Origin of the sequence: Streptomyces sp. NBC_00289 (assembly GCF_041435115.1) — a bacterium.
Classification (GTDB): Bacteria; Actinomycetota; Actinomycetes; order Streptomycetales; family Streptomycetaceae; genus Streptomyces.
This window is the reverse complement of record NZ_CP108046.1, coordinates 10,565,488-10,589,734: the sequence shown is the minus strand read 5'-3', so window position 1 is coordinate 10,589,734 and position 24,247 is coordinate 10,565,488. Positions and strand designations below refer to the sequence as shown.

Sequence of the window (24,247 nt, the reverse complement as noted above, 5' to 3'; positions counted from 1 at the left end):
TCTGGCGCGGTGGGGGTGTGTGGTGACGCTTCTGATGTTTGCCGCAGTGTGCTGCGCCGCGCCGGTTGGGAACGCGATCAGCGCCTACGTCGCGCTGAAGACGGGTCAGCAGGACGACGGCGGGATCGCCGAGGGCGGCAGTGCCGCGGACATCCCGCCGCGGATGCTGACCGCCTACAAGAAGGCCGTCCAGCAGGTCGGGAAGTACGTGCCCAAGTGCCAGGGCATGCGCTGGCCGATCCTCGCCGGCATCGCCAAGGTCGAGTCCAACCACGCGGTGGGCCGCAACATCGCAGACAACGGCGACATCCGCCCGAAGATCTACGGGGTGCTCCTCAACGGCTCCGGCGCCGGCGGCAACACCACCGTCTTCCCCGACACTGACAACGGCAAGTGGGACGGCACCGCCACCGGTGAGCGCGCCGTCGGCCCCTTCCAGTTCATGCCCTCCACCTGGGAGTCGATCGGCAAGGACGGCAACGGCGACAAGATCGCCGATCCGCACAACGCCGACGACGCCGCGCTCGGCGCCGCGATCTACCTCTGCGGCAACGGCCGTGACCTGACCAAGCGTGCCCAGCTCAAGGCCGCGATCTGGCAGCACAACCACTCAGGCGAGTACGTCGCCAACGTGCTGGGCTGGATCGACCAGTACACGGCGGCCGCCAAGGACCCGGACCTGAAGAACGTCTCGGGCAAGGTCCGCACCGTCAACGAGGCGGCGCTCTCCCAGCGAGGGGTGCCGTACTCCTGGGGCGGCGGCAACGCGAGCGGCAAGTCGTATGGCATCTGCTGCTCCCCCAGCGGCAAGAGCGGCGCGAACATCAAGGGCTTCGACTGCTCGGGGCTGACCACCTACGCGTATGCCAAGGCCGGTGTCAGCCTGCCGCGTACCGCGGCCGCGCAGGCCGGTGTCGGCCAGCGCATCCCCGCCAGCCTCGGCACCGGTGCCCTCAAGCCGGGCGACCTCGTCTTCTATGCCTACGCCCCCGGCCGCGATTCCACGATCTACCACGTCGGGATCTACGTCGGCAGCGGGCAGATGATCAACGCCGCCCGCCCGGGCACTGTCGTCCGGCTGGACTCGGTCAACGCCATGTCCGGCTTCGCGGGGGGAGCGCGGCTGCTGTGACCACCACCCCACGCTCACCGCGTCTGCTGTTGCTGAGCACCGCCCTGCTCGCCGTCGCCGGCGTCGCCCTGCTGGGCCTGCCGCACAGTCATCAGGAGCCACCCGACCCGGCACCGTCGCCGACCGCGAGCGCGAGCGCGACCACTGATCCGTCCCCTGCGGCCAGTAGGCATCCCGCAGGAAAGACGACTGTCAGCACGGCTTCCTCCAGGACGTCCGCCGTATCGACGCCGTCGGTCCTCGAGTCGGCTCTGCCGCCGCACGGCGAGGGCGTGGCCGGCGACAAGGCCATCCAGCGCTCGCTTCAGGCAGCCTGGCCCGCCGACCTTCCCGCCTCCGACGAGCGGGAGCTGCTCACCGCCGGGCGCGCGCTGCTGCGCGCGGACGCCACCGGCATCGGCCGCGCGAAGTGGCCCGCGGTCTTTCCCGACGCGGGCCAGGAGGTGGCCCCGGCGTTCGCCACCGCCCGCTTCCGCATCCAGGCCGCGATCGCCCGCCGCGACGGCAGCCCCAACAAGGCAGTGGTCCACCTGGTGTGGGCCGGCATGGACCGCGGCGGAACCTTCACCGACCTGCGCATCACCGACTGGCACTTCACCCGCATCACTTCGAAGAAGGGAGCAACGACGTGGACTCCGCAGCCCCGTCCCTGACCGACCGGGCCGATGTCACGGCTGCCGGTCAGGTACTCGGCCTGGTCACCAGCCTGGTCGACGCCGCCGACTGGCTCTACACCCACTGGTACCTGCTCGCCCTGGCCATCGCCGTGTTCTGGGGCGTGGGCGAGTGGGTCGTACGCCGTCTCGCGGCCAAGGCTTCGGCCGAGCGGATGGCCCTGGAGCTCGTTTCCAACCGGCACTTCGACCCGAGTCTGGAGGAGATCTTCCGGCGCGGTGTCCAGCTCGCCCGCGCCTCCACCGCCATGCCCTGGTGGGCGCCCCGCCGCGCGAAGGCCGTGCAGATCCGGCTGCGCGCGGATGGCAGTGCGCCGTTGCGTTACCGCGTCGAGGGCCCGGCGGGCGGTGAACGGCTGCTGTCCATCACCCCGTTCGGACCGGACATCACCGTCAACCGGGCCCGGCCGATCGTCGACGAGCCGCGGACGCACACCGTGCGCGCCGAGTTCATCCTGCGCGGCAAGCTCATTTCCCCGCTGCGAGTGGTGCCACTCAACCCCGACCCGCTCCAGCCGCTGGTCGACGCCGTGGCCGATCTGCGCGCCGAGCTCGGCGACCTCGCGGAGATCCGGCTCGACATCCAGCGCGCCCCGAAGTGGGCCCTGCGGGCGCGCCGCCTTCAGCTGATGAGCGCCGCGCGCCGGTCCGAACGCCGGGAGTCCCAGCGGGCGGCGCGCTGGCTGCGGCAGGACGCCAGCGGCACCGAGGACTCCCTCGGCTTTCAGCTGCAGCAGCTCCTCAGCGACAACCCCGGCTCGGGCAACAGCCGGAGGCTGGTGATGCCGCCGGTCCCGCGCCGGGTGGAGCCGGCCGAGGCGCTGGGCAAGCTCGCCGAGGACGACCACCTCGTCCGGGTGCAGCTGCTGGTGATGTGCGCCTCGAACACCGAGGGCCGCGCCGAGGCGCGACTCGCCCAGCTCCAGGCCGCGTTCGACGTGTTCGGCGGCCGCTCCCGGTGGGCCATGCGCGGGGTGAGGCTGGGCCCGTGGCGGTTCGGCGCCGACCACTGGCCCACCCGGCACGGCTTCGAGCGCCGTTGGAATCTGGGGCACTGCCAGCCGCCCCGCGCGAACTGGGTCCGGCTGGATGAACTGTGCGGCCTGCTCAAGCCCCCCACCACGAATTGCCGCCTGCCGGTACTCGCCGGGGACCTGCCGACCTTTGCCTTCGGCGAGAGCGAGTTGCTGCTGCAGGGCATCTACCGGGGCCCGGACGGCCGGGAGCGGCTGGTCGCCACCTACGCCGAGGAGACCCTGTTCGAGGTCGGGGTGGGCAAGGCCGGCGGCGGCAAGACCGAACGCGCCCTGGCACAGGCGATCGGCTGGGCGCACGCGGGCGGCGGGCTGATGTTCGTCGACCCGCACCGCGACTCCTGGCCGCGCGCCCTGCCGTTCCTGGCGCACGACACCCTGATGCCTCGGATCGCACTGATCGACCTCAACGGTCTCGGTCCCAACCCGCGGATCAGTTCGTGGAATCCGCTCGCCATGCACCAGGGCCAGACGGCGCACGAGGTCGTCGAGGCGATCGCCGACGCCTACGCCTCCGCACTGGCCTGGGACGACGCGACCGCGCCGCGCGCGCTGACCATCCTCACCGCCGCGCTCACGGTCCTGGTCGGCCTTAACGAGGCGGCATGCCAGGCCGGCCAGCCCGAGGACCAGGCCACGATCTTCCATGTGCGGGCCCTGCTCACCGACGCCGGCTTCCGCAAGGCAGCCCTCACGACGGTGGCAGACCGGCTGGATGAGGAGACCCGCTCCTGGTGGAAGTCGGTGTTCCCGACCCTGCCGCCCGACGCGTTCGCCGTGGTCCTCAACCCGATCGCCCGCCTCGCCGCCAACCCCGTCACCCGCGCGTTCCTCGGCCAGCCGGCCGGCGTCTACAACATCCGCGCGGCGATGGACTCCAAGATGATCGTGTGGGTGTGCCCGGGCGGTAACGGGCCCACCGACCGCCTCCTGACCGCGCTGCTCGCCCGCGATCTGCTGCGGGCCGCCCGCTCCCGCAGGGATACGCCCGAGGAGAAGCGGGTGCCGTTCCGCCCGTACTTCGACGAGCTGATCACCCTGACCGGGGCGGCTCCGGAGACCATCGCCGCGATGTTCGAGGATCTGCGCAAGTACCGGTGCCACATCCACGGCATGACCCAGCTGCTGGCCCGCCTCCCGGCCGCGGTGCGGCTGTCCCTGGTGCAGAACGCATCCACGCTGGCCACCACCGCCGGGTCGAAGTCCGCGGTGGCACCGATCACCGCGGAATGGGGCGACAACCCCAGCCCCGACCGGGTCGCCACCATGGACCGCTTCGAGCACTACATCTCCATGAACGTGCACGGCCGGCGCATCGGACCCATCCAGCTGCGCGGGCCCCATCTCGACGACGTCTTCGCCGCCCAGGCCCGCCCGAAGGACGTTCCCGCCCTGGAGCGGGCCGCCCAGGCGAACGCCGGAGCACTCCCGCTGGAGACGCTCACCGACCGCGCCGCGCAGCAGCTCGGCCGCGTCGCCGCCTTCCTCGCCGCGCACTCCCCCGCCGGCGCCGCCGCCGTCCACCTCTCGAAGGAAGAAAACGAATGGACCTGACCACTGCCCAGCCGAAGGACCGTACGGAGGCGGGCTTCACTCCCAGCCCCGTGGAACCCCTCGCGCATCAGCTCCTGGCCACCCTCGCCCAGCACCGCATGGCCTCCACCGGCCAGCTGCACGTCCTGCTGCGCCCGGACCGCTCCCGCCAGTCGGTCTCGGAGCGGCTGAACGATCTGCTCGACCTGCGCCTGGTCGACTTCGCCGTGCTGCCCCAATCCCATCGCACCCGGGTCTGGTACCTCACGCCGAAGGGCGCCCGCCTCACCCGGGACTGGCCCTCACTGCGGGGCCGCCCGCCGTACCCGATCACCACGGCGACGGCCGCCTCGCTGAAGACCCCCCACACTCTGACCGTCCTGCGCACGCACCTGGCGTTCGTCGCCGATGCCCGCCGCCGCGGCGACGAGCACGGACACCTGGACTGGACCCCCGAGGTGTTCCACGCGATCGGCGACGGAGAGAAGGTCGTCGCCGACGCGGTCATGCACTACACCCTCATCGACGGCCAGCAGAGGCGGAAACTGCGGGCGTTCGTCGAGGTCGACCGCGCCACCATGGGTGCCGAGCGGCTGGCCGCGAAACTGATCGAGTACGCCCGTCTGCGGACGTACGAGCCGCAGCCCGTCGGCCGACGCCGGCAGGCGGGCGGCCCCGGATGGCTGCGCTGGTACCCGGTGTTCCCTCGCATTCTGTTCGTGCTGACCGGTGCAGGGCGTGAGGCGATGGACAACCGGATCAGCGACCTCAAGGCCATGGTCGCCCACCATCCGCTCGTGGCCGAGATGGCCCGCGAGGTACCGCTGGGAGCGGCTGTCCTCGAAGACGTCGAAGAGCACGGGGCCACCAGTGACGTGTGGGTGCCGCTGGGTGGCGGCAAGCCCAACCCCTGGACCGAGCTGTGACTCCTCATCAGCCGCCAAGGGCCGAATGTCGCAGCCTTGCAACTACACCCTAAACCACTTGAGATTTGCTTACGCGAATACGTAGTTTACTTCTGCACAACGAGGTTTCACCTTGAACCTGCCATGCTGTGCACCGATGTTAGGGGACGCCGCATGTCGCACGCTCCTAGTCAGATTCGCACTACAGAACCGGCCTTGGACGGCGAGTGGCCCGACCGGACGCAGGACGTCTCGTACGTCGGGGACGCGTGCGTGGTCCACGGGAGCGGCGACTTCGACCTCGCCGACCCGAGCGCGGTGCGCGGTCCCCGGCCGGCACGTCACCCTGGACGGCGACGTGATCACCGTGTGGCCGCCGGACCGGCAGCAGTGAAGCGCGTCGCCTCTCCCCTGCCCTCGTGTCGCCCCGATGCGGCCCTTGCACCGCGATGACCACCCCCAGATCCCTCACTGAAAGGAGCAGCCCTCCGACCAGTCGGCAGGATGAAGTGCTCTTCACCAAGGACAGTGCGCGGCTGGGCAGTTCGGCACGATCCCATAGTGCCTCCGCCGCCCAGGAGATCGAGCCGCAGCGCGGGAACCGGTGGGTCGATATCTCCTTCCCCCGCGCTGGCAAGTAGGGGTGCCAGTGAAAACCGGGCGCTCACCCTCATTCACTGCCACAACAAGCAAACACTAGCGACTACATGTCGACACTCAGCTACGGAAATGACCGGATACGTCGCGAGTTGTGCGAGTGGACTCACTTTTCACGCTGGGAAGTTGACTGGCATATGCGTAATCTTGCGGCTACGGAGACGCATTACCGCAGCTCGACCATGCCGTGCACCCGACCACAGCACCGCAGAGTCCAGGACTGTGGTCCTCACACAGCGCGTTCGTACGGGGAGTCAACGTGACACACGAACACCATGGCCCCAGGCTGGCCGCTGTTCGCTTTCGGAATCGGCGCGCGGCAGCCTCGGCTCTGCTTGCACTTGCTGCGATCACCCTCGCAGCCGGCTGTTCCTCGAGCGGTGGAACCAAGGCCGACTCGTCGCCAACCCCCAGCAGCGCCCAGCCCACCGAGACCGTGTCCGCCGACGAGGCGCAAGCCCGCAAGGCCGTCATTGCCGCCTACCAGGGCATGACCGATGAGACGGTCAAGGCTTACGCGAAGTCATCCCTCGCCGGGAGCAACATCACTAAGTACGCCACGGGCAAGGCGCTGCGGGACGTGAAGGATGCCGTGTTCATCGACATGCGAAACGGCATCGTCAGCAAAGGCGAGCCCAAGGTCATCGCGGGCGAGGACGACGTCAGCCTCGGCCCGGGCGGCGGCGAGGCTCAGCGCGCGACGCTGCATGTCTGTTTTGACATGAACACTTGGGAGCCGATCAACAAGAGGACCGGCAAGAGCGTTTCGCCTCCCGATCAAGTCAAGCGCTACATCATCACCGCGCACCTCCAGAAGCAGGCTAACCAGTGGCGAGTCACTGATGAGAAGGCCAACAAGGAGAGGCCATGCTGATTCGACGTGCTGCTGCGGGCGCCGTCGTGGCGACTTTCGCCCTCTTGGCTTCGGGGCAAACGGTTGCTTACGCAGGCGGGGGCAAGGTGGTGTGCGACCAGACCGGCCGCTGCCGCGTCGTTGCGGACGACACGCAGGCCACGCCCGGCAAAGGCGGCGATGGCAAGCAGGCCTCAGACGGCGGCGGCTCGACGAAGAAGCCCAAGTGCTACGACAGCAACATGATCAGTGACACCCAAGTCCCTTGTCATTTAGACGGGCTCGGCGACTGGGTGAACGGCATGAACTGCTACTTCCAGGTGGCCAAGCCGCAGCCCCCTGCGGGCGATCCCCGATGGGAAGGACACGATTCGAAGGACGGCGCCGTCTACGACGCCTACTGCCCGGACAACCCCAACCGGACCGCCCAATGGTTCGCCCAGCCGCCAGGCGGCGGCGCGGCCGTCGACCCGGAGGTGCTGGCTCGCGAGGCCGTGAAGAAGATGCGGCTGCTGGGCCCGGACATTGCCAGCCCGCGGGCGGCCGGAAAGTACACGGTGGGTGTGCCGATGTGGATGTGGGTCAGCCGGAGCGCGACGACGTACGGGCCTCAGTCCGCGTCGGCATCTGCCGGCGCAGTCACTGTGACGGCCACGGCCGAGGTCTCTCAGATTGTCTGGGAGATGGGCGACGGCGCCACCGTGACGTGTCACGGCCCCGGCACGGTCTACCGGGCTTCCGCTGGTATGGCAGAGTCCCCGACCTGCGGGCACGTGTACTCCAAGACATCGGCTACTGCATCGGGCGGCGAGTACCGGCTCACCGCGACATCGACGTGGACGATCAACTGGACAGTCACCGCTGGCGGAGGCGGGCAGACCGGCCAGCTCACCCAGACCCAGCAGTCCCAGATGCAGGTGGCGGTCGGCGAAGTCCAGGTCGTCAGGTAACGCCGCCGGAAGGACAGAACGGTGAGCAAGACGCAAGTAGACACAGCCCCGAACGGTGTCCCTCAGCAGGGACGAGTGGCTGGGCCCGTGGCCCCGCCCCGGGTGTCGGCTCGTAGGCGACGACCAGGCGTCATCGCCTTGTCGCTGGCGCTGATCGCCGCCGGTGGCGCTGGAGTTGCCGTCCTTTTGCTGCAGGTTGGCAACCGCACGGATGTGGTGACCGTGGTCCGCGACGTCCAGGTGGGCCAAGTCCTCACCGAGGACGACCTGGGCAAGGCATCCGTCGCCCTGGACCCGGCCGTCAAGGCGGTACGCGTCGACGACCTCAGGTCAGTGGTGGGCAAGCGGGCCGCCGTGGAGCTCAAGCCCGGCTCCCTACTCGCTCCCTCGCAGGTGACCAAGGACAACCTGGTGAAGGCCGGTGAGCAGTTGGTGCCGATCGGCCTGGAGCCCAAGCAGATTCCTGCCACCGCGCTGGTGCCGGGCCAGAAGGTTGAGCTGGTGCATGTTCCGGCTCAGGGTTCGACGGACACTGGTGAGAAGTCCGATGCCGCACCGCAGACGATCGACGGCCGGGTTGTGAAGGCCTCCAGTGCTGCTCCTGGCACAGGAATCGTGGTCGTCGACGTGGCCACCTCCGCCACGGACGGTCCCACGGCGGCCGCTTGGGTGTCGGCTGGCACCTTGCGCATGGTCCTCGCCGCCCCGGACGGTGGCTGATGGCTGTCATCGCACTGGCAGGCTGCAGTGGTGCGCCAGGTGTGACCACGAGTGCTCTCGCCTTGTTGTTGTCCTGGCCGCTGGAGCCGGGCCGGCGGATGATCCTGGCCGAGTGCGACCCCGACGGCAGCGCTGTACTGCACGGTCTGTTGCAGGGCACGCTCGGCGACCGGTATGGGCTGCGCAACCTTTCCGTCGCTGCGCGGCAGGGCGAACTCGGCGACGCGTTCTTCCGTCAGCTGATCGACCTGAGCAGCGACGAAGGGAAGAAGGAGTCGCCGCGCGACCGGCTGCTGCTGCCGGGTATCACCGATCCCGCGCAGGCAGCGAGCCTGGGCTCCGTGTGGAAGGCCCTGGGCGTCATCTTCCGCGGCATCGAGGCCGAGCACGGGCACGACGTTCTGATCGACCTCGGTCGCCGGGGGGCGTTCGGCCCGTCCGGTGTCCTGGCCGAGCAGGCCGACGCCGTGTTCGTGGTGGTGCGCAACACCCTGCGCTGTCTGCAGGCAGCCGAGGGGCGGGTTCGCGCGCTGGAAGAGCGGGTCGGTGACGTCAGCGTGCTGATGATCAATGAGGGCCCGTATCCTGCGGGTGAGGTGCAGCGCGTGCTGCAGGTGCCGGTGGTCGCGACGCTGCCGTACGCGCCGAAGGACGCCAAGGTGCTGTCCGACGGCGCGGAACGGCCGCGCCACTTCACCAAGTCACCGCTGATGAAGGCCGCCCGGACGGGCAGCACCTTGCTGGTCCAGCGGGCGGTAACGCGTCGGGCCCGCCTCGATCCGGGCGGCGTGCACGCCGCGGAGGGTGAGGTGACCCGTGCGCGGTAGACCTCTGCACACCGATCCGACAGTGGCGCCGCCGCCCGGCCGCCCCCAGCAGGCGTGGCCGCACCAGGCAAACGGCACCCCCGCCCCTGCCGGCGCCGCGTCGAGTACCCACGCGCTCGGCACCACAGCGCCTCAGGTCACCGTCGACTACAAGGTCGCCAGGCACATCGCGGCGCAGGTCGCCAAGCAGCGCGAGGAGCTGCTGAAGACCACGCCCGACATGGATCGGGCAAGCGAAGAGCAGCGCTGCCTGGACTGGATCAACGAGGCGGTCGCGCTCTGGTCGGACGCGCAGGCGATGGCGCCGCAGGAGGACGAAGCCCTGCGCCGTGCCGTCTACGACCTTCTCTTCCGTGCCGGCAGGTTGCAGCCGTATCTGGACGATGACCGGGTCGAGGACATCATCATCCAGGGCCCGAAGGAGGTGTGGCTCGACTACGGCGACGGTGAACGCCGCATGGTCGGGCCGATCGCCGACTCCGAAGAGGAACTCCTGGAACTGCTGCGGGAGCTGGCCCGCGATTCCGGGCACAACGAACGCACCATCTCCACGGCAAACCCCACCCTCGCTCTGTCCCTGCAGGACGGCTCCCGCCTGCAGGCCATCACCGGACTCGGACCGATGACCTACGCGGTCATCCGCCGGCACCGCATCTCCCACGCCGACCTGGACGACCTGGTCCGGCTGGGCACGATCGACCCGATCCTGCGGGAGTTTTTGGGCGCGTGCGTGCGCGCGGAGAAGAACATCATGATCGCGGGGAAGCAGAAGGCCGGGAAGACGACGCTGCTGCGGGCGATGCTCAAGGAATTCGACCCCGAGACGCGGTTTGCCACCATCCAGACCGAGGACGAGCTGTTCGCCCACCAAAACGGCTACCACCGGCAGGTGGTGTCTCTGGTCGGGCGGGAGTCCAACGGGGAGAAGGACGTCACCGGGCGTGGCGCCGGCGAGGTCACGCTCCTGGACCTGATGCATCCGGCGCTGCGGATGTCGCTGGAGCGGATCGTGGTCGGTGAGGTCCGCGGCCCGGAGGTCGTCGCGATGATGCAGGCGCTGACGAACGGCTCGGGCGGCAATCTGTGCACCATCCACGCCCGGCGCCCGGACATCATCTTCGACCGGATCGCCGAGCTGTATGCGCTGGCCCAGGACAATCTATCCGAGCAGCTGGCCTACCGGCAGACGGCGAACGGTCTGGACTTCATCGTGTACGTCGACATGACGGACGAGACGCAGATCGGCGGCCGCCGCCACCGCTACGTTTCCCACGTCCTGGAGCTGACCGGAATCGGCGAGTCGGGCCGTCCCGCCACCAACGAAGTCTTCGCCCCAGGCGGCGAGTTCGGGGAGCTGCGGGCAGTGCCGCGGATGGATCCGGGTTGTGTGGACGACCTGCGGCGTGTCGGTTTCGACTCGTCGTTGCTGCAGCAGCCCTATGGATCCTGGCAGGCGCCTCTGCCGCTGAAGGTGGGGGCCGGGCGATGATCCTGCTGTTCGGGCTGCTGTCTGGCATGGCCGTCATCGGCGGGCTGGTCGGTGTCGTGGCCGGGTTCGTGGGCACGACGGCACCGCGACGGGCCCCGCTGCGGCAGCGGTGGCGGTCTTGGGGCACCAGAAAGGACCAGAGCGAGGATGTTCGGCTGCGTCGGCGGACTCTCGCCGCCGCAGGGGTCGTGGTCTTCGTGGGCGTGTGGCTGGTCTCCGGGAACTTCGTAGGCGGTGCGCTGCTGGGCGCGGCCGTCATCGGCGTGCCCTGGCTGATCACCCCGGCGCAAATGGCGCAGGAACGCATCGGCCAGCTGGAGGGCTTGAGTGAGTGGACCCAGCGGCTGGCCGGCCTCCTGCGCCTGGGCATGGGTCTGGAACAGGCGATGATCACCAGCCGTCAGGGCGCTCCGGAGGAACTGTCCCCGCAGATCGTCAACCTGTCCGACCGGCTGCGCTTGGGGTGGCGGCCGGAGTTGGCGCTGCGCTCGTTCGCCGATGAACTGGACGATGTCACTTCGGACAAGGTGGTCGCCGCGCTCGTCCTGTCGGTCAACGACCGTGGCCCGGGCCTGGCCCAGGCGCTGGAGGACTTGGCGGGGACGGTCCGCGACGAAGTCGCGAAGAAGCGCGCCATCGAGGCCGACCGGGCCAAGCCGCGGACCACGGTGCGCTGGATGACCATCATCACCGTGGGTGTCGTGGTGGCCGGGTTCTTCGTGCCGTCCTATACCAAGCCGTACTCCACGCTGCTGGGACAGTTGGTGCTGGCCTTTCTGACAGCCGGGTTCATCGCAGTCCTCGCTCTGATGCGGCAGCTGGGCTCCTTCCGCCGCCTCCCGCGTTTCTTGATCGCCGACCCGTCCAGCACAGTCCGCCTGCCTGCGCCCGCGACGGAGCCTGATGTCCCGGTCGCTGGCCGCGAGCCGGAAGGAATCAGCTCGTGAATCTGCTTCCTGTCGTCCTGAGCGGCGGTACGGTCGGCGCCGGCCTGGCTGTGCTGGTGCGGGAACTCCTACGTCCCCAGCCCGCATTGGGGCCGGCCCTCGCGCGCAGCGCCCCGGCCACTCTGACCATGCCCGAACCGGAGTTGGACCGCGAGGAAGTGTGGGGGCGGTGGCTGCTGGCCCGCCTCGAGCGCCTGCCCGGTGTCCGGATCCCCAGCACCAACCTGGCCCTGCTCGGGCAGGGGCCGGGCCAGTTCATGCTCAAGAAGACGGCTCTTGCCGCTCTCGGCCTGCTCTGCCCGGTGATCGCGACGATTCCATGGATCATCGCGGGCGTCTCCCTGCCGTTCTACGTTCCCGCCGGGGTCGGACTCCTCATCGCGGGACTGCTGTTCATCACGCCCGATCTCGCGGTGCGTGACCAGGCCAAGCGGGCGCGGGAGGAGTTCGCGCACGCTCTGTCCGCCTACCTGGACCTGGTCGCGCTCAAGCGGGCCGCCGACGCCGGCCCTGCGGAGGCACTGGAGAAGGCGGCCGAGGTCGGCCGCGGATGGCCCTTCCTCTATCTGCAGGCGGCGCTGCGCCGGGCCCGGCTGGAGAAGATCCCGCCGTACCAGGCGCTCACGGAGCTCTCCGCCGAGTACGACCTGCCCGTTCTGGACGACGTCGCCGACATCATGCGCGGCAGCGCGACCGACGGAGCCGCCGTCTACAAGGCGCTGCGGGCACGTACGGCCGCCCTCAACGCCGAGTTGCTCGCCGACCAAGCCGCGGAGGCCAACGCCGCCAGCGAGAAGATGACCGCTCCGGGAGCGCTGCTCGCCGTCCTGGTCATGCTTCTGATGGCTTTTCCTGCAGTCATCCGCATGCTCACCGTCTAGACCATCTCGACTTACTGAACCGCTGAAGGAGCAAGGAGTACCGATCATGAAGCACACCGCAGCCCGTACCTACCGTGCGGTGCACTGGGCGACCACTCGTCTGCAGGAGAGCCTGGAGGAGGCCAAGCGGCGACCGGACCGCGGGGACATCAGCACCACGACCGTCATCATCTGGGTCGCCGCTGTCACCGGCGCGGTACTGATCGCCGGGACCATCGCCATCGTGATCGCCAAGTACAACGGCAAGCTCAATGGACTGTGACCGATGACGATTCGTCCCGAGCGGCTGACCGATTGGTGGCAGGGGCGACGATGGCGCGACGATCACGGTGACACCAGCATCCAGATGGCGATCATCTTTCCGTTCGTGCTGCTCGCCACGGTCGCCGTCATCCAAGCCTCCATGTGGTACTACGCCCGGCAGATCGCGCTGACCGCTGCCCGTGAGGGAGCCACCGCGGCGCGCGCCTACCAGGCGAGTGCGGCCGACGGTGCCGCGCAGGCGCGGAGCGTGCTGGAGCGCAGCGCGGGAGACAGCCTGGGCAACTACAGCGTGTCCGCCAGCAGCGACGGTCAGCGTGTCCAGGTACGGGTGTCGGGAACGGCGATGTCCATGATCCCGGGGGTTTCCTGCCTGCATGTCACCCAGTCGGCGTCCGGGGCCGTGGAGCGCTGGACGGTCATCGGCCGTTAGTTCGTGATTTCTGAAGGGTGGATTGCGGCGAACCCACGGAAAGGGGGTGCCACTGATGGCTATTGGATCATTGAGTTCGCGAACTCGACCGGTGTTGGGCCGTGTCGCGTTCGAAGAGTCGGCGCACTTCGGGGTTCTCGAGGGAGCTGGTGTAGCGGACCGCGCCGGGAATGCTCATGTCGAAGAGGTCGCAGACGCGTCGGAGATCTCCGTCAGTGGCGAGCACTTCGTCGAGGATCCGGTCTTCGCGCAGATGCCTCGGGGTCATACCCAAGAGGCGGTGGAACCACATCGGTCCTACTGGGTCGGTGCGTGGGGCGGTCTGCAGGTTGATGATCAGGTGCGGGTTGAGAGTGCGGGGCCAACGCCGCTGCCGGTGGTCGAGGTATGCGGTCAGCCGCTGTTGAACCGGGCGGGCCAGCGGAATGTCTCGCTCGTCGAGGTGCAGTCGGCCGTCGTGGATGTCGGCCAGGTGCAGGCGGCGGATCTGTCCCGGCATCAGCGCGTGGAAGACCAGCAGTGCGGAGACGAGGGCGGCTGTGGGGTGCGAGCTGTCCAGACGTTCGCGTACGACCACGGGTGCCAGGGGCAGCGGGTCGCGGCCCTCGGCCCTGAGGGTGCGGAGGCGGGCGGTGGGGTTGGTGAACACGACCTTGCTTGCTTTGAGGATGCGGAAGAGCGAGCGAAGTCCCTGGCTCTGATGCGAGCGGTCGGTGCCGCTGTGGGGAAGCACGTCCAGCACGTGCTCTCGGGTGATCTCCCTCAGGGTCGTGTGGCCCGTCGCGGCCCACTGCTCGAGCGCGGGCAAGGACCACAGAAGCAGAAGACGGATGGTCTTGTGGTCGCGAGGCTGGCTGCGCGGAGGGGTGCTGCTGCCGTTCAGCAGGATGTCGAACCAGGTCCGCAGTTCCTCAGCCATGGGGGCGGGCAGACCGGCGGTCTTCCGGTCGAACCACGGCACCACGGCGGAGACGAGGTCGTCCTCCAGGAGGCCGACGGCCGCCAGGACCCTGCCGATCTGAGCAGCGGGCAGTCTGATCGAGGAGAGGGCCTGGACGTCCTGGGCCCGGATCGGTGCGCCGGGCGTGTCCTGGGTGCCCAGCAGGATCCGGATGCCGTGACGGACGCGGTTGGTGGGGCTCTTCGTCCAGCCGTGCTGTGCCGCCCGCTGAAGGGTGAAGTGGTCGAGGAAGGCTGCCGCGCCGAGGTCAGGTGGCTCGGGAAAGGAACGGCGAAGGCCTGTGGCGAGGTCGCGCGGGAGATCGAACAGAACCGTCTGCCGGTGCTCCACCGGTACCGGGTGGGCGAGGGTGACAGCGGCTGTAGAGCGTGGGCCCGCCGCGCGGAGGTTGCGGGTGGGCAGGGCGAAGTACAGCTGCTGGCCGTGCCGGTTGGCTTCGGCGGCCGGGAAGTACTTCGCGTGGCGTCGGACGCGTTCAGCGACGGTCTGCCGCCAGCACAGCCGGCATGTTCCGCCCGGTTTGGTGGGGCGGCGGTGTTCACAGAACGGGCAGGTGGCGACCGGGTAGTGCTCGGGCCGTGCGCGCCACGAAGTGCAGCCCTTGCACAGCCAGTTGCCGCGCCGGGTCACGCCCCAGGCATGGCAGTCCCGGCAGGAGCCCGGCGGCTGGGGAGCGAAGTGGTGGCAGAGCCGGCACAGGCCGCTGGAGTAGTAGTCGCGGTCCGATCCACAGTCCCGGCAGCGCGGCGGGACGTGCGGACCATCAGGCATGCAGTCGTAGCAGAGGTCGGACCGGCTGGTGGCGACCGGCTTGGTGCGGCATCCCGGACAGATGCGCGGGTGGTTGCGCGTCATGCCGGGGGCGCCGAGCGGTTGCGCCCGAACCGCGGCGTGATCACCGGCCCGCCCACTGCCTCGGCGGGCTGTGCCGGTTTGCGGGCCGCGACTTTGTCCGGTTCGCAGATAAGCAGGTCGGTGGGGCTGCATTCCAGGACGGCGCAGAGCACGTCGAGGTCATCGAGCCGGATGGTCGTCGGAGTACCGGTCCACAGCGCCGACATCTTGCCGGCGCTGATCTCCAGGCCGGCTTCGGAGAGCCGGCGGCGCAGTTCGGTGGACTTCCAGATGCCCTGTTCGGCTGCTCTCATGCGAAGTTGCCAGCGCATCGGGTCACCTCGCCTCTCCGCAGAACCGGGCGGTGACGCGCTCGTTGGCGTCCTCCCAGGCCCGCTCGATGTGGTCGTTATGGACGTGAATGTAACGAGTCGTGGTGGCGAGCCATTCATGGCCAAGGAGTTCCTGGATGGCCTTGAGATCGAGGCCGCGCAGGTAGAGCGAGGACGCGCAGTAGTGCCGCAGCCCGTGTGGGGTGAGTCGGTCGTTCCACTCCGGCAGCCAGGTCGCCACGGCCTGGGCCAGGCCAGAGCGGAGTGCGTCGTCACCCACTCGGGTGCAGTATCCGGTGAGGGGGTCGCGGCGCTCACTGGGCAGCAGCGGTGCGTCCGAGCGCTGCCAGTCGTCGCCGAACTGGTGACGGATGTCGGTCAGCCACCAGTTCATGAGCGAGTCGATGGAGTTGATCGCGGACACGAACCGGGTCTTCGGTCCGCGTCCGCGGCTGCCTTTGCCGTACCGGACGTGCAGTTTGCCGTGGGATCCCAGGTCGGGACGCCAGTCCCGGATGTCGAGCATGACGGTTTCATTGATCCGCAGCCCTCCGCGGCGCCACAGGGACGCAGCGAAGTAGTTCCGCGCGGCCGGGAGGAACTTGCGGACACCGGGGAGTGTGGCGCCCCAGTTCGTGAAGAGATGCTCCACTTCCGGATCGGTCGGCGGCACTCGTACCGAATCGCCGCCGATCCGCGCCGGCCGGTTGAACTCGTCGATCGGCTGGACCAGCGCGTGCCCAGTCAGGGCGTGGATGTCGCCTTGATAGCGCAGCAGGAGGAAGTCGTAGAGTCCGGCGATGGCCAGCGCCTTCTTCTGCACCGTCGACTTGGCCAGGGCCCGATCTCTTCGCTGGTAGGCCAGGAAGCGGTCTGCGTCAGCAGGCTGGGCCGTCCATACCGAGCGTCCCAGGAACCGCAGAAACTCGAAGATCATCCCGCGCTCGCCTGCGATGGTGCTGTCGGCCCATCCCGCTCCGACCATCGCCAGCGCGTACTGATCCACCAGTTCCTGCTCGAAGTCCTCTCGCTCCTGTTCCGAGCGCAGCTCGCGTCCGGAGCCGATCGAACGGACAACCGCCAGCGCCATGGGTTCCTCAGTTCACTCGGAACGTCTGTACGCCAGGCTTTTCCACTTTCCTTCAAGAATCATGACGAAAGGTCGAGATCTTGCGGCAACGGGGTGAACCGCCTCTGGCCTGGGAAGCAGCTCCACCGGGGAACTCCTGGGCAGCAAGAACTCACGGCAGTAGCGGCACCGGGAGGGTGAACCAAGTGCACACTACAACCCATTGGGATCGCAGGCTTCGCAGCGATGCCGGCAGCGCAGCGATCGAAACGGCCATCATCCTGCCGTTGCTGATCATGTTCCTGTGTCTGGCGATCGCCGGCGGCCGTATCGTCACCTCCGGCGCGAAGATCGACTCTGCGGCCCAGGACGCGGCCCGGGAAGCCTCCATCCACCGCACGGCCGGCTCCGCGCAGAGCGCCGCCCAGGCGGCGGCCGCCGAATCCCTGAGCGATCAGGGCATCGCCTGCGCGTCGACGTCCGTCCGGATCGATACCGGTGGATTGAGCGTGCCGGTAGGCCAGGTCGGCACAGTGAGCGTGACTGTGATGTGCAGCGTGCATCTGTCGGATCTCCTGCTGCCCGGCGTGCCCGGGACCCGAAGGCTCGTCTCAACGGCTACGTCAGTAGTGGACCAGTACCGGGAGCAGAGCGACTGATGGTCTTCTGGCGCAACGGGCAGAGCACTGCCCTGTGGGATGACCGGGGCGGGGTCACGGTGTTCGTCGCCGTGTGCGTGATGGCGCTGATCGGCATCATCGGCGTTGCCGTCGATGGCGGCAGCACCATGCGCGCCATCGAGCGCGCCGACTACGTCGCCGGTGAGGCCGCCCGAGCCGGTGGGCAGGCCATCGACCCCGCCGAGGCCATCAGCGGCGACGCGATCGTCGTGGATCCGCAGGACGCGCAGGCCGCGGCCCAGGCGTACCTGCGCTCGGCCGGCACCACCGGCACCGTCAGCGTGTCCGGCGACGGCAAGACCCTCAGCGTCCATGTCACCGGCACGTACGACACGAAGTTCTTGTCGGTGGTCGGGATCGGCTCGCTGTCGGTATCCGGCCAGGGCAGGGCCACGCTCCTGCATGGCGTCACCGTTCCCGAAGGAAACTGATGCGCACCCGCCATTCCTCTGCCGCGACTGTGGGCCGCACCCTGGTCCGTGTCGTCAAGGCCGTGCTGAGCCTGATCGTTCTGGCCGCCGCGGTCGCGGGGCTGCCGCTGTTGCTGGTCTGGGTGACTCCGGTCATGTGGGCTGCCACCCACGACGACCTCACGCACCTGTTGGACCGGCAGGACACCGGGGCGGCCTTCCTGTTGTTGCTCGTCGCGGTGGGCTGGATCGGGTGGCTGCAGTTCAGTTTCTGCGCGGCACGGGAGCTTGTCGCACAACTGCGGGGCCGCAGCTGGCACGCTCCGCGAGGGATGGGCGCCTCGCAGCGCGCCGCGGCCCTGCTCATCGGCAGCATCCTGGTACTGCTGCCGACGAGTTCGGCCCTGGCCTCCGACGCCCAGGCCGCACCAGCAACAACGGCGCCCAGCACGCCCGGCAAAGCCCAAGCCTCACAGAGCGCCAATGCCGGTCAGGCCTCGCCAGCCTCCACGGTGAGCACGTCGGCGTACCGCACGTCGTACACGGTGCGCGAGACACGGCCTGCTGACAGCCTGTGGGGCATCGCCGAACGGGAGTTGGGCGACGGCGAGCGGTGGCGGGAGATCGCGAACCTGAACGAGGGCCGCGTCATGCCCGATGGCCAGGTCTTCCGCGCGAACAGCTTCCTGCAGCCTGGCTGGCGGATAGAGATGCCAGATACCGCTGCTTTTGCAGGAGGGGTCCGTACGCAGTTGGGGGACGGCCCTCCGGCCTCTGCCGGCAAAAGCGAGCACGCCGTCACGGCCCACTCGGGCGACTACCTGTCGAAGATCGCGGAGGAGAAGCTCGGCGACGGCGACAAGTGGCCCGAGCTGTTCAAGGCCAGCGAGGGAATGCCGCAGCCGCACGGCCTGCCCGAGATCACGGATCCGGATGTCATCTACGCAGGGCAGCAGATCACTGTTCCCGGCGCTCAGCCTGACCGGCAGGCTCCGCCACGAGACACCGGCGACAGCGATGACGCGGGCAGTCAACAGAGCACTCCTCCCCCGGCCACCCAGGCGCCGGACGGCGGGCAGCAGCCGGGCGATGACACGAGCGACGTGCAGCCGCCCCCGCCGACGTCGTCTCCTGCCCGTACACCGAGCAGCCGTCCCGCCGGGCATCCCGGCCAGGAGCATGCTCCTTCCGCGACGGCTTCAGCGCCTCCACAGCCCACAAGCACCGCCTCCTCTGCTGTCTCACCGTCGGCGTCGGATGAGCAGTCCGGCATCGATGGCTCCTCCCCAGCCGCCACGGCGTCCCAGACGCCGGCGTCGGCTCCCGCCGACGGCCCGCTGGTGCTGCGCACTGTGCTGGGCGCCGGGGCGCTGCTGGCCGCTGCTGTCACCGGCGCTCTCGCCTTGCGAAGGGCGCTGCAGCGTCGCCGCCGCAAGCCGGGCGAGAAGATCGCCATGGCGTCGGAGACTTCTCCGGCGGAGGCAAAGTTGGCGGCGGCCGCCGAACCGGGCGGCGCCGCCCGCCTGGACAGGGTTTTGAGGACCCTGTCCCACCGCGCGGCCCAGCAGGAGGGTGCCACGGTCCTGCCACCGCTGCGGGCTGCTCGGATCGGTACCCGCACGGTAGAGGTGCTGCCCGAGGAGATGGTCCAGAAGCCGCAGGCGCCCTTCGTCTCCGGGAAGGGCGGTTGGTGGGTCCTGGACTCCGACGCCGCCGTCCTGGACGAGGAGGCCGCCCGCGAAGTGCCGGCGCCGTATCCGGGACTCGTCACGATCGGCAGCACCGAAGCAGGGGACCTTCTGCTACTCAACCTCGCCCGCGTGCCAGCCGTTCTGCTGGACGGCAATCCGGTGCACATCACCGAGGCGTGCACCTCGCTCGCCCTGGAACTCGGGATGAGTCCGTGGGCGAGCGAAGTCGAGATCGTGACGGTGGGCTTCGGCGAGGACCTGCCGCAACTCCTGCCCACCACGCGGATCGCCCACATGCGGCAGGCCACGCACGCGCTGCGCGACCTGAGCGAACGGCTGCTTGAGGCCCACCAGATGCCCGAGACCAGTCACCAGCCCTATGTGCTGCTCTGTGCATCCTCTCTGGACCCGGACACGGCTTGGGAATTTGCCGACGTCATCGACAAGGCCGGGACCATTCCCATCACCCTCATCGCCCCGGCCAGTACAGCTGCCGCGCACTTCCCCGAGGCGGAGATCCTCAACGTCTCGCTCAGCACACCGCAGCAACTCGCCTCCGTGGCCGCCGAGATCACCATTCAGCGCTTGGAGCACGCCGCCTACCTCCAGATCACCACCGCGTTGAAGGTGTCCGCGCAGCCGGCGCACCCGGCCGAGGGACCGTGGCAGGACGTCCCGGACGAGCCCGCCATGGTGCACCAGCCCGAGCACACGCAGCCCCACGAGCCGGCCGCACTCGCGACCAGGGCGGGCCCGAGCCCCTCGGTGACGCCGGCAGCAGACGTGAGCAACGACGTCTTCCCCGCCCTGCTTGCCGCCACCACCGACCCCACCGGACTTCGTCTCCTGTCCACCGCCGCACCGGTACCTCAGGCGGAGGAGAACCCCGCGCCGGTGACCGAGACTCCGGTGGCCCCTGCCGCAGGGGGTCCAGAGCCCAAGGAGACTGACGCCGAGCACGCCGCGGAGGAGGCCTCAGCGTCGGAGGCGGAAGCGGGGGCCAATGATCGGGAGGCTCATGACCTGCAAGCGCCGGAGATCCGAGTTCTGGGCCCGGTCGAGGTGACGGGGGTGGACAGCACCGGCCACGGCCCACGGATGGCACAGCTCGCTACGCTCTTGTTCTTCCGGCCCGGGCGGAGCGCGGACGCCGTGTGCTCCGACATGGATCCCGTCAGCCCATGGGGACTGAGCACCCTCAACGCCCGGATGCAGGGCCTGCGCCGTTCCCTGGGCAGCGATCCCGCCGGCAACCCCTACGTGCCGCGCCGCAAGTCCGGCGAGGACCCCTACCGGCTCTCCCCCGGCGTGAGGTCCGACTGGAGCCGCTTCCTTCAACTCGTCGAACGCGCTCTGCCGCTGGGACCGTCCGGCCTGACCGATCTGGAGAAGGCGCTCACCCTGGTCCGCGGCAGGCCGTTCGGGGGCACGCCGCTGCCCTGGGCCGAGCCGTATCAGCAGGAGATGATCACGCGGATCATCGACGTAACGCACACCGTAGCCACATACCGCACCCCTGCGGGCCCGCACCACGATCTCAGCGCGGCCCGTCAGGCCGTCGCGACCGGCCTCGACGTCGACGACACGGCAGAGCTGTTGTATCGGGACTGGCTCAGGATCGAGTATGCCGCCGGGAACCGGCAGGGACTGCATACCGCCATCACCCGCGTCCAGCAGGTCAACCGGGCGCTGGACTGCTCACTGGAGACGGAAACCGAACAGCTCATCCAGGATGTGCTGGACGGCTCGGGCACGCCAACGCACAAGGTCCGGTAGCCGGCATGAGCACAGAGATCCCAACAGCCCGGCACTCTCGAGTGCACCCCAGAATGCACGACTGCAGCCGAACCGCAGCACCACACCATAACGAAGCAGGAAAGGGGTCGGCGTGGCCGCGCCCGTCAAGCTGACTCGGATGCACCGCATTCTCATCGGCGTGGTCGTGGCCGGCGCGGTCGTCATCGCCGGCATCGGCTTCGCGGGTTCGTACGCGGCGGTCCGCGAGCTGGCCCTGAAGAAGGGCTTCGGGAACTTCTCGTACGTCTTCCCGATCGGCATCGACGCGTGTATCTGCGTCCTGCTCGCGCTGGACCTGCTGCTGACGTGGATCAGGATCCCCTTCCCGCTGCTGCGCCAGACGGCGTGGCTGCTGACGGCGGCGACGATCGCGTTCAACGGCGCGGCGGCCTGGCCCGACCCCCTCGGCGTGGGCATGCACGCGGTGATCCCGATCCTGTTCGTGGTCTCCGTCGAGGCGGCCCGGCACGCGATCGGCCGGATCGCCGACATCACCGCCGACAAGCACATGGAGGGCGTCCGCCTCACCCGCTGGCTCCTCTCCCCGTTGCCGACCTTCCTGCTGTGGCGCCGGATGAAGCTGTGGGAGCTGCGCTCCTACGACCAGGTCATCAAGCTCGAGCAGGAACGCCTCGTCTACCAGGCCCGGCTTAGGGCTCAGTGTGATTTAACGTCTGCGGGTTCGGGAGTGTCGGCGGGTGGGCTGATGGTGTAGTTCCACTGGCCGTGGGTTTCGTGACGGGTCAGCGGGAGGGCCTTCATGGCCTTGTCGCTGATCTTGATGCCTGTGGGGTAGACACCGGTGTCCAGGGCCGCGGACACGGTCAGGCCGGTCTCGGTCGTCGTCGCACCGATCAGGGAAACGGCGGCCTCGTGGCTGGTCAGTGGTGTCCCGCGCCAGTTCATGGTGATTGCGGAGAACAGCCGGTGCTCTATGCGATTCCACTTCGAAGTACCCGGCGGCAGGTGCAGCACGGTGATCGACAGGCCGGTCTCGGCGGCGAGGGCAGCCAGCCCGGTCTTCCAGGCCCGTAGTCGGCTGCCGTTGGATCCGCCGCTGTCCGCGGTGATCGTCAGTGTCGTGGCCTGCGGATATGCGGCCCGGCCGACGTTGTTCCACCAGGTCCGCAGGGTGTTCACGGCGAACGCGGCGGTGTCGTGATCCATGCCGACGCTGACCCAGCCGGCGTTGGCGCCGATGTCGTAGACGCCGTAGGGGATGGCTTTGCCGGCCGGTCCGGGGAAGTCGTGGACGTTGACCTTCACCGGGTCCCCAGGCGGTCGCCATTCCTTGCCGACGTTCTTGAAGTTCCCGATCAGTTCCTTTTTCTTGCAGTCCACGGACACGACGGGCTGTCCGGCAGCGAGGGCCGCCCTGACCTGATCGTTGAGGTAGCGGAACTGGGCGTCGCGGTCGGGGTGCTGCTTGCCCTCGACGGTTTTGGCGTTGCCCTGCAAGGAGTAGCCGGCCTCGTGCAGCAGTCGGGCCACGACGTTCTCGGTGCACCGGTGTCCCCGATTGACCAGCTCGGCAACCAGGTGCGACAGCGATTTCGTGGTCCAGCGCAGCGGGTTCATCGGATCACCACGAGTCTCCGGCTCGACCAGGGCATCCAGGTCCACGGCCAGTTGCGGGTCCAGGACCTCGGCCCGTCTGCGGCCGCCTCCCGGCCCCCGGGACCGCCCGACCGCCAGCGGCTGCGGATCGTCCAGTTCCCCGCGGCCCCGTCGGATCGTGTCCTGGGACACCCCGGTCGCCTCACAGACGATCCGTGCACCGCCGCCACCCAGCTCACGAGCCTCGTTGCCGAGCCACAACCGTCGCTGCCGCTCGGTCAGGTGATCCCGGATCGCCTCGTAGCGCCGGGCCAGGGACTCCATATCGATCGGCATAGCAGGAAACGTACGCGCCGCGCGACTGATTCATAACTTGTTTCGCTACGAGCCCTTAGCTCCCGCTTCGGCCGGGCATGGCGGCGCAAGGCCCCGGTGGAATCCCTCATGCCGCTGCGCCTGGCAGCCCGCTACGGCATCCCCTTGACACAGGGGGCCCCAGCCGGCCCCGCCGCCATCCAATCAGTGGTCCCACACACCGTCCGGCAGACCGCGGACGCCATCCGGGTGGAAGACAGAGCGCTGAAAACCGTGACAGACGGCAGAAACCTGAATGAGGACGCCGCGAACCAGGCCACCAGTGCCAGCCCGAAGGTGGCGCCCTCCGACGGCGAGGCACCAACCGACCAGTGGAGGGTCTTGCCTGATAGCCAGTACGGCATCACCACCACCGCAGATGCGCCATCTCCCCCGCAACAACAGCCCCTGCCCCAGGACCTTGAACTCCAAGATCTCTTCGCGCCTCAATCAGTGGAAGCCCTCGCAGTGGATGAATTATCGCCCGCCAACTACCCCCAGTCGGCAGACGCCCACAGCATCCACACCCCAGCCCTGCACCCACGGAAGGCCGTCAAGCATCGATCGCCCCTCCACGACGCCGCACCCGACCCAGCCGGGCAAGAGGGGCCACCCCGCGATCAGGGCAGCCTGACCGCATCCGACCGCTACTACCTGGCATGGATGGAATACCAGAACGCCAAAGACAACGAGCCCACCGACGAGGAGCTGTCCGCCTACTGCGCGCAGAAAGGACTCCTCGGCCGCGGTGGCAAACCCATCAGCCCTGCCAACCTCCGCCGGCATTTCCTCCAGTGGAGGATCTACAACGTCTGGGCCCAACAGCGCCGGCGCACCCCCGCTCCCACACCCACAGACGTTGCGCATTCCTGCACCAGCCAAGGGATCACCGCCCAGTACAACCGGCCCATCACCTCCGCCCACATCGCCGAGTGGTCACCCGACTTCGAGCGACGATGGCAAGCGCTCACGCAGTCATGACGGCACACCGCACACGCCATCGCCCACGGCGACGCAAACATCCAGCGATCCCGGCTCCGAGCACTGCAAGAACGCCGACGCGGTCTGTGCGTGGAAGAAGGTCGGCTGGAATAGCTCACCGCTGGCCGACGGCTCTGTGACTGGAGTGCCCGGTGGTGTTCCGGCCACCGAACCGGGCGATGTGGGGAGGCCTCTTCGGGCCTGTGCAACGGCTCTACCGCCCCTGTCGCACGTACCCTTCGTGGTATCCACGGCGTCACATAGCGGGCGCCGAACCACTGGAGG

The 24,247-nt window shown here is 68.8% G+C and carries 20 protein-coding genes and 2 pseudogenes; 18 read left to right on the top strand and 4 right to left on the bottom strand.

Features of this window, described 5'->3' with window-relative positions; genetic code table 11:
* Nucleotides 1-34 precede the first annotated feature (34 nt).
* The 13 genes from OG985_RS48625 (at nt 35) to OG985_RS48565 (ending at nt 13,296) form a co-directional block, all read left to right on the top strand.
* The gene (locus OG985_RS48625) at nt 35-1,132 is read left to right on the top strand and encodes a C40 family peptidase (protein WP_371666376.1); all 1,098 of its coding nucleotides are present in this window, start codon (nt 35-37) and stop codon (nt 1,130-1,132) included.
* Nucleotides 1,129-1,785, top strand: a complete 657-nt coding sequence (locus OG985_RS48620; RefSeq protein ID WP_371666377.1) for a hypothetical protein — start codon at nt 1,129-1,131, stop codon at nt 1,783-1,785. Before OG985_RS48625 ends, OG985_RS48620 begins: the two co-directional genes overlap by 4 nt.
* A complete protein-coding gene (locus OG985_RS48615; RefSeq protein ID WP_371666378.1) occupies nt 1,761-4,394 on the top strand; it encodes an ATP/GTP-binding protein in 2,634 nt (877 codons plus the stop codon). Before OG985_RS48620 ends, OG985_RS48615 begins: the two co-directional genes overlap by 25 nt.
* Nucleotides 4,385-5,299, top strand: coding sequence for a replication-relaxation family protein (locus OG985_RS48610; protein ID WP_371666379.1), 915 nt, complete (start codon nt 4,385-4,387; stop codon nt 5,297-5,299). The genes OG985_RS48615 and OG985_RS48610 overlap by 10 nt, the downstream gene beginning before the upstream one ends.
* Nucleotides 5,300-6,194: 895 nt before the next feature.
* The gene (locus OG985_RS48605) at nt 6,195-6,809 is read left to right on the top strand and encodes a hypothetical protein (RefSeq protein ID WP_371666380.1); all 615 of its coding nucleotides are present in this window, start codon (nt 6,195-6,197) and stop codon (nt 6,807-6,809) included.
* Nucleotides 6,803-7,738 (top strand): ATP/GTP-binding protein, encoded by a 936-nt coding sequence (locus OG985_RS48600; protein WP_371666381.1) that lies wholly within the window; start codon nt 6,803-6,805, stop codon nt 7,736-7,738. Before OG985_RS48605 ends, OG985_RS48600 begins: the two co-directional genes overlap by 7 nt.
* Nucleotides 7,739-7,813: 75 nt before the next feature.
* Complete coding sequence (locus OG985_RS48595) at nt 7,814-8,458, top strand: SAF domain-containing protein (RefSeq protein ID WP_371666382.1); 645 nt, start codon at nt 7,814-7,816, stop codon at nt 8,456-8,458.
* Nucleotides 8,458-9,285 (top strand): hypothetical protein, encoded by an 828-nt coding sequence (locus OG985_RS48590; RefSeq protein ID WP_371674199.1) that lies wholly within the window; start codon nt 8,458-8,460, stop codon nt 9,283-9,285. Before OG985_RS48595 ends, OG985_RS48590 begins: the two co-directional genes overlap by 1 nt.
* Nucleotides 9,275-10,774 (top strand): CpaF family protein, encoded by a 1,500-nt coding sequence (locus OG985_RS48585; protein WP_371666383.1) that lies wholly within the window; start codon nt 9,275-9,277, stop codon nt 10,772-10,774. Before OG985_RS48590 ends, OG985_RS48585 begins: the two co-directional genes overlap by 11 nt.
* The gene (locus OG985_RS48580; protein ID WP_371666384.1) at nt 10,771-11,721 is read left to right on the top strand and encodes a type II secretion system F family protein; all 951 of its coding nucleotides are present in this window, start codon (nt 10,771-10,773) and stop codon (nt 11,719-11,721) included. The genes OG985_RS48585 and OG985_RS48580 overlap by 4 nt, the downstream gene beginning before the upstream one ends.
* On the top strand, nt 11,718-12,602 hold the full coding sequence (locus OG985_RS48575) for a type II secretion system F family protein (protein WP_371666385.1): 885 nt from the start codon (nt 11,718-11,720) through the stop codon (nt 12,600-12,602). Before OG985_RS48580 ends, OG985_RS48575 begins: the two co-directional genes overlap by 4 nt.
* Nucleotides 12,603-12,648: 46 nt before the next feature.
* Entirely contained in the window at nt 12,649-12,864 is a 216-nt protein-coding gene (locus OG985_RS48570; RefSeq protein WP_371666386.1) for a hypothetical protein, read from the top strand.
* A gap of 3 nt (nt 12,865-12,867) precedes the next feature.
* Entirely contained in the window at nt 12,868-13,296 is a 429-nt protein-coding gene (locus tag OG985_RS48565) for a TadE family protein (RefSeq protein ID WP_371666387.1), read from the top strand.
* 67 nt (nt 13,297-13,363) lie between these two features.
* Here the strand turns inward: OG985_RS48565 and OG985_RS48560 are convergent, their stop codons facing one another.
* The 3 genes from OG985_RS48560 to OG985_RS48550 are packed head-to-tail and all read right to left on the bottom strand — an operon-like array spanning nt 13,364 to nt 16,513.
* On the bottom strand, nt 13,364-15,112 hold the full coding sequence (locus OG985_RS48560) for a hypothetical protein (RefSeq protein WP_371666388.1): 1,749 nt from the start codon (nt 15,110-15,112) through the stop codon (nt 13,364-13,366).
* Nucleotides 15,109-15,423: a helix-turn-helix transcriptional regulator gene (locus OG985_RS48555; RefSeq protein WP_143612431.1), complete on the bottom strand. Its 315-nt coding sequence runs from the start codon at nt 15,421-15,423 to the stop codon at nt 15,109-15,111. Before OG985_RS48555 ends, OG985_RS48560 begins: the two co-directional genes overlap by 4 nt.
* A 4-nt stretch (nt 15,424-15,427) precedes the next feature.
* On the bottom strand, nt 15,428-16,513 hold the full coding sequence (locus OG985_RS48550) for a tyrosine-type recombinase/integrase (protein ID WP_144316336.1): 1,086 nt from the start codon (nt 16,511-16,513) through the stop codon (nt 15,428-15,430).
* Between the two features lie 185 nt (nt 16,514-16,698).
* Between OG985_RS48550 and OG985_RS48545 the strand changes: the two genes are divergently transcribed.
* The 4 genes and pseudogenes from OG985_RS48545 to OG985_RS48530 all read left to right on the top strand — a co-directional run.
* Nucleotides 16,699-17,151: a TadE/TadG family type IV pilus assembly protein gene (locus OG985_RS48545; protein WP_371666389.1), complete on the top strand. Its 453-nt coding sequence runs from the start codon at nt 16,699-16,701 to the stop codon at nt 17,149-17,151.
* The gene (locus OG985_RS48540) at nt 17,151-17,603 is read left to right on the top strand and encodes a TadE/TadG family type IV pilus assembly protein (RefSeq protein WP_371666390.1); all 453 of its coding nucleotides are present in this window, start codon (nt 17,151-17,153) and stop codon (nt 17,601-17,603) included. Before OG985_RS48545 ends, OG985_RS48540 begins: the two co-directional genes overlap by 1 nt.
* Nucleotides 17,603-21,049 carry a hypothetical protein gene (locus OG985_RS48535; protein ID WP_371666391.1) on the top strand — a complete coding sequence of 1,149 codons (3,447 nt, stop codon included), beginning with the start codon at nt 17,603-17,605 and terminating at the stop codon, nt 21,047-21,049. The genes OG985_RS48540 and OG985_RS48535 overlap by 1 nt, the downstream gene beginning before the upstream one ends.
* Nucleotides 21,050-21,161: 112 nt before the next feature.
* Nucleotides 21,162-21,731: pseudogene (locus OG985_RS48530) on the top strand (DUF2637 domain-containing protein); the annotation flags it as partial.
* 38 nt (nt 21,732-21,769) lie between these two features.
* On the opposite strand, the pseudogene OG985_RS48525 reads toward OG985_RS48530, so the two are convergent.
* Nucleotides 21,770-22,963 (bottom strand): annotated as a pseudogene (locus OG985_RS48525) (ISAzo13 family transposase); the annotation flags it as partial.
* Nucleotides 22,964-23,071: 108 nt separating this feature from the next.
* On the opposite strand from OG985_RS48525, the gene OG985_RS48520 reads away from it, so the two are divergent.
* Complete coding sequence (locus tag OG985_RS48520) at nt 23,072-23,962, top strand: hypothetical protein (protein ID WP_371666392.1); 891 nt, start codon at nt 23,072-23,074, stop codon at nt 23,960-23,962.
* The last annotated feature ends 285 nt before the right edge of the window (nt 23,963-24,247 follow it).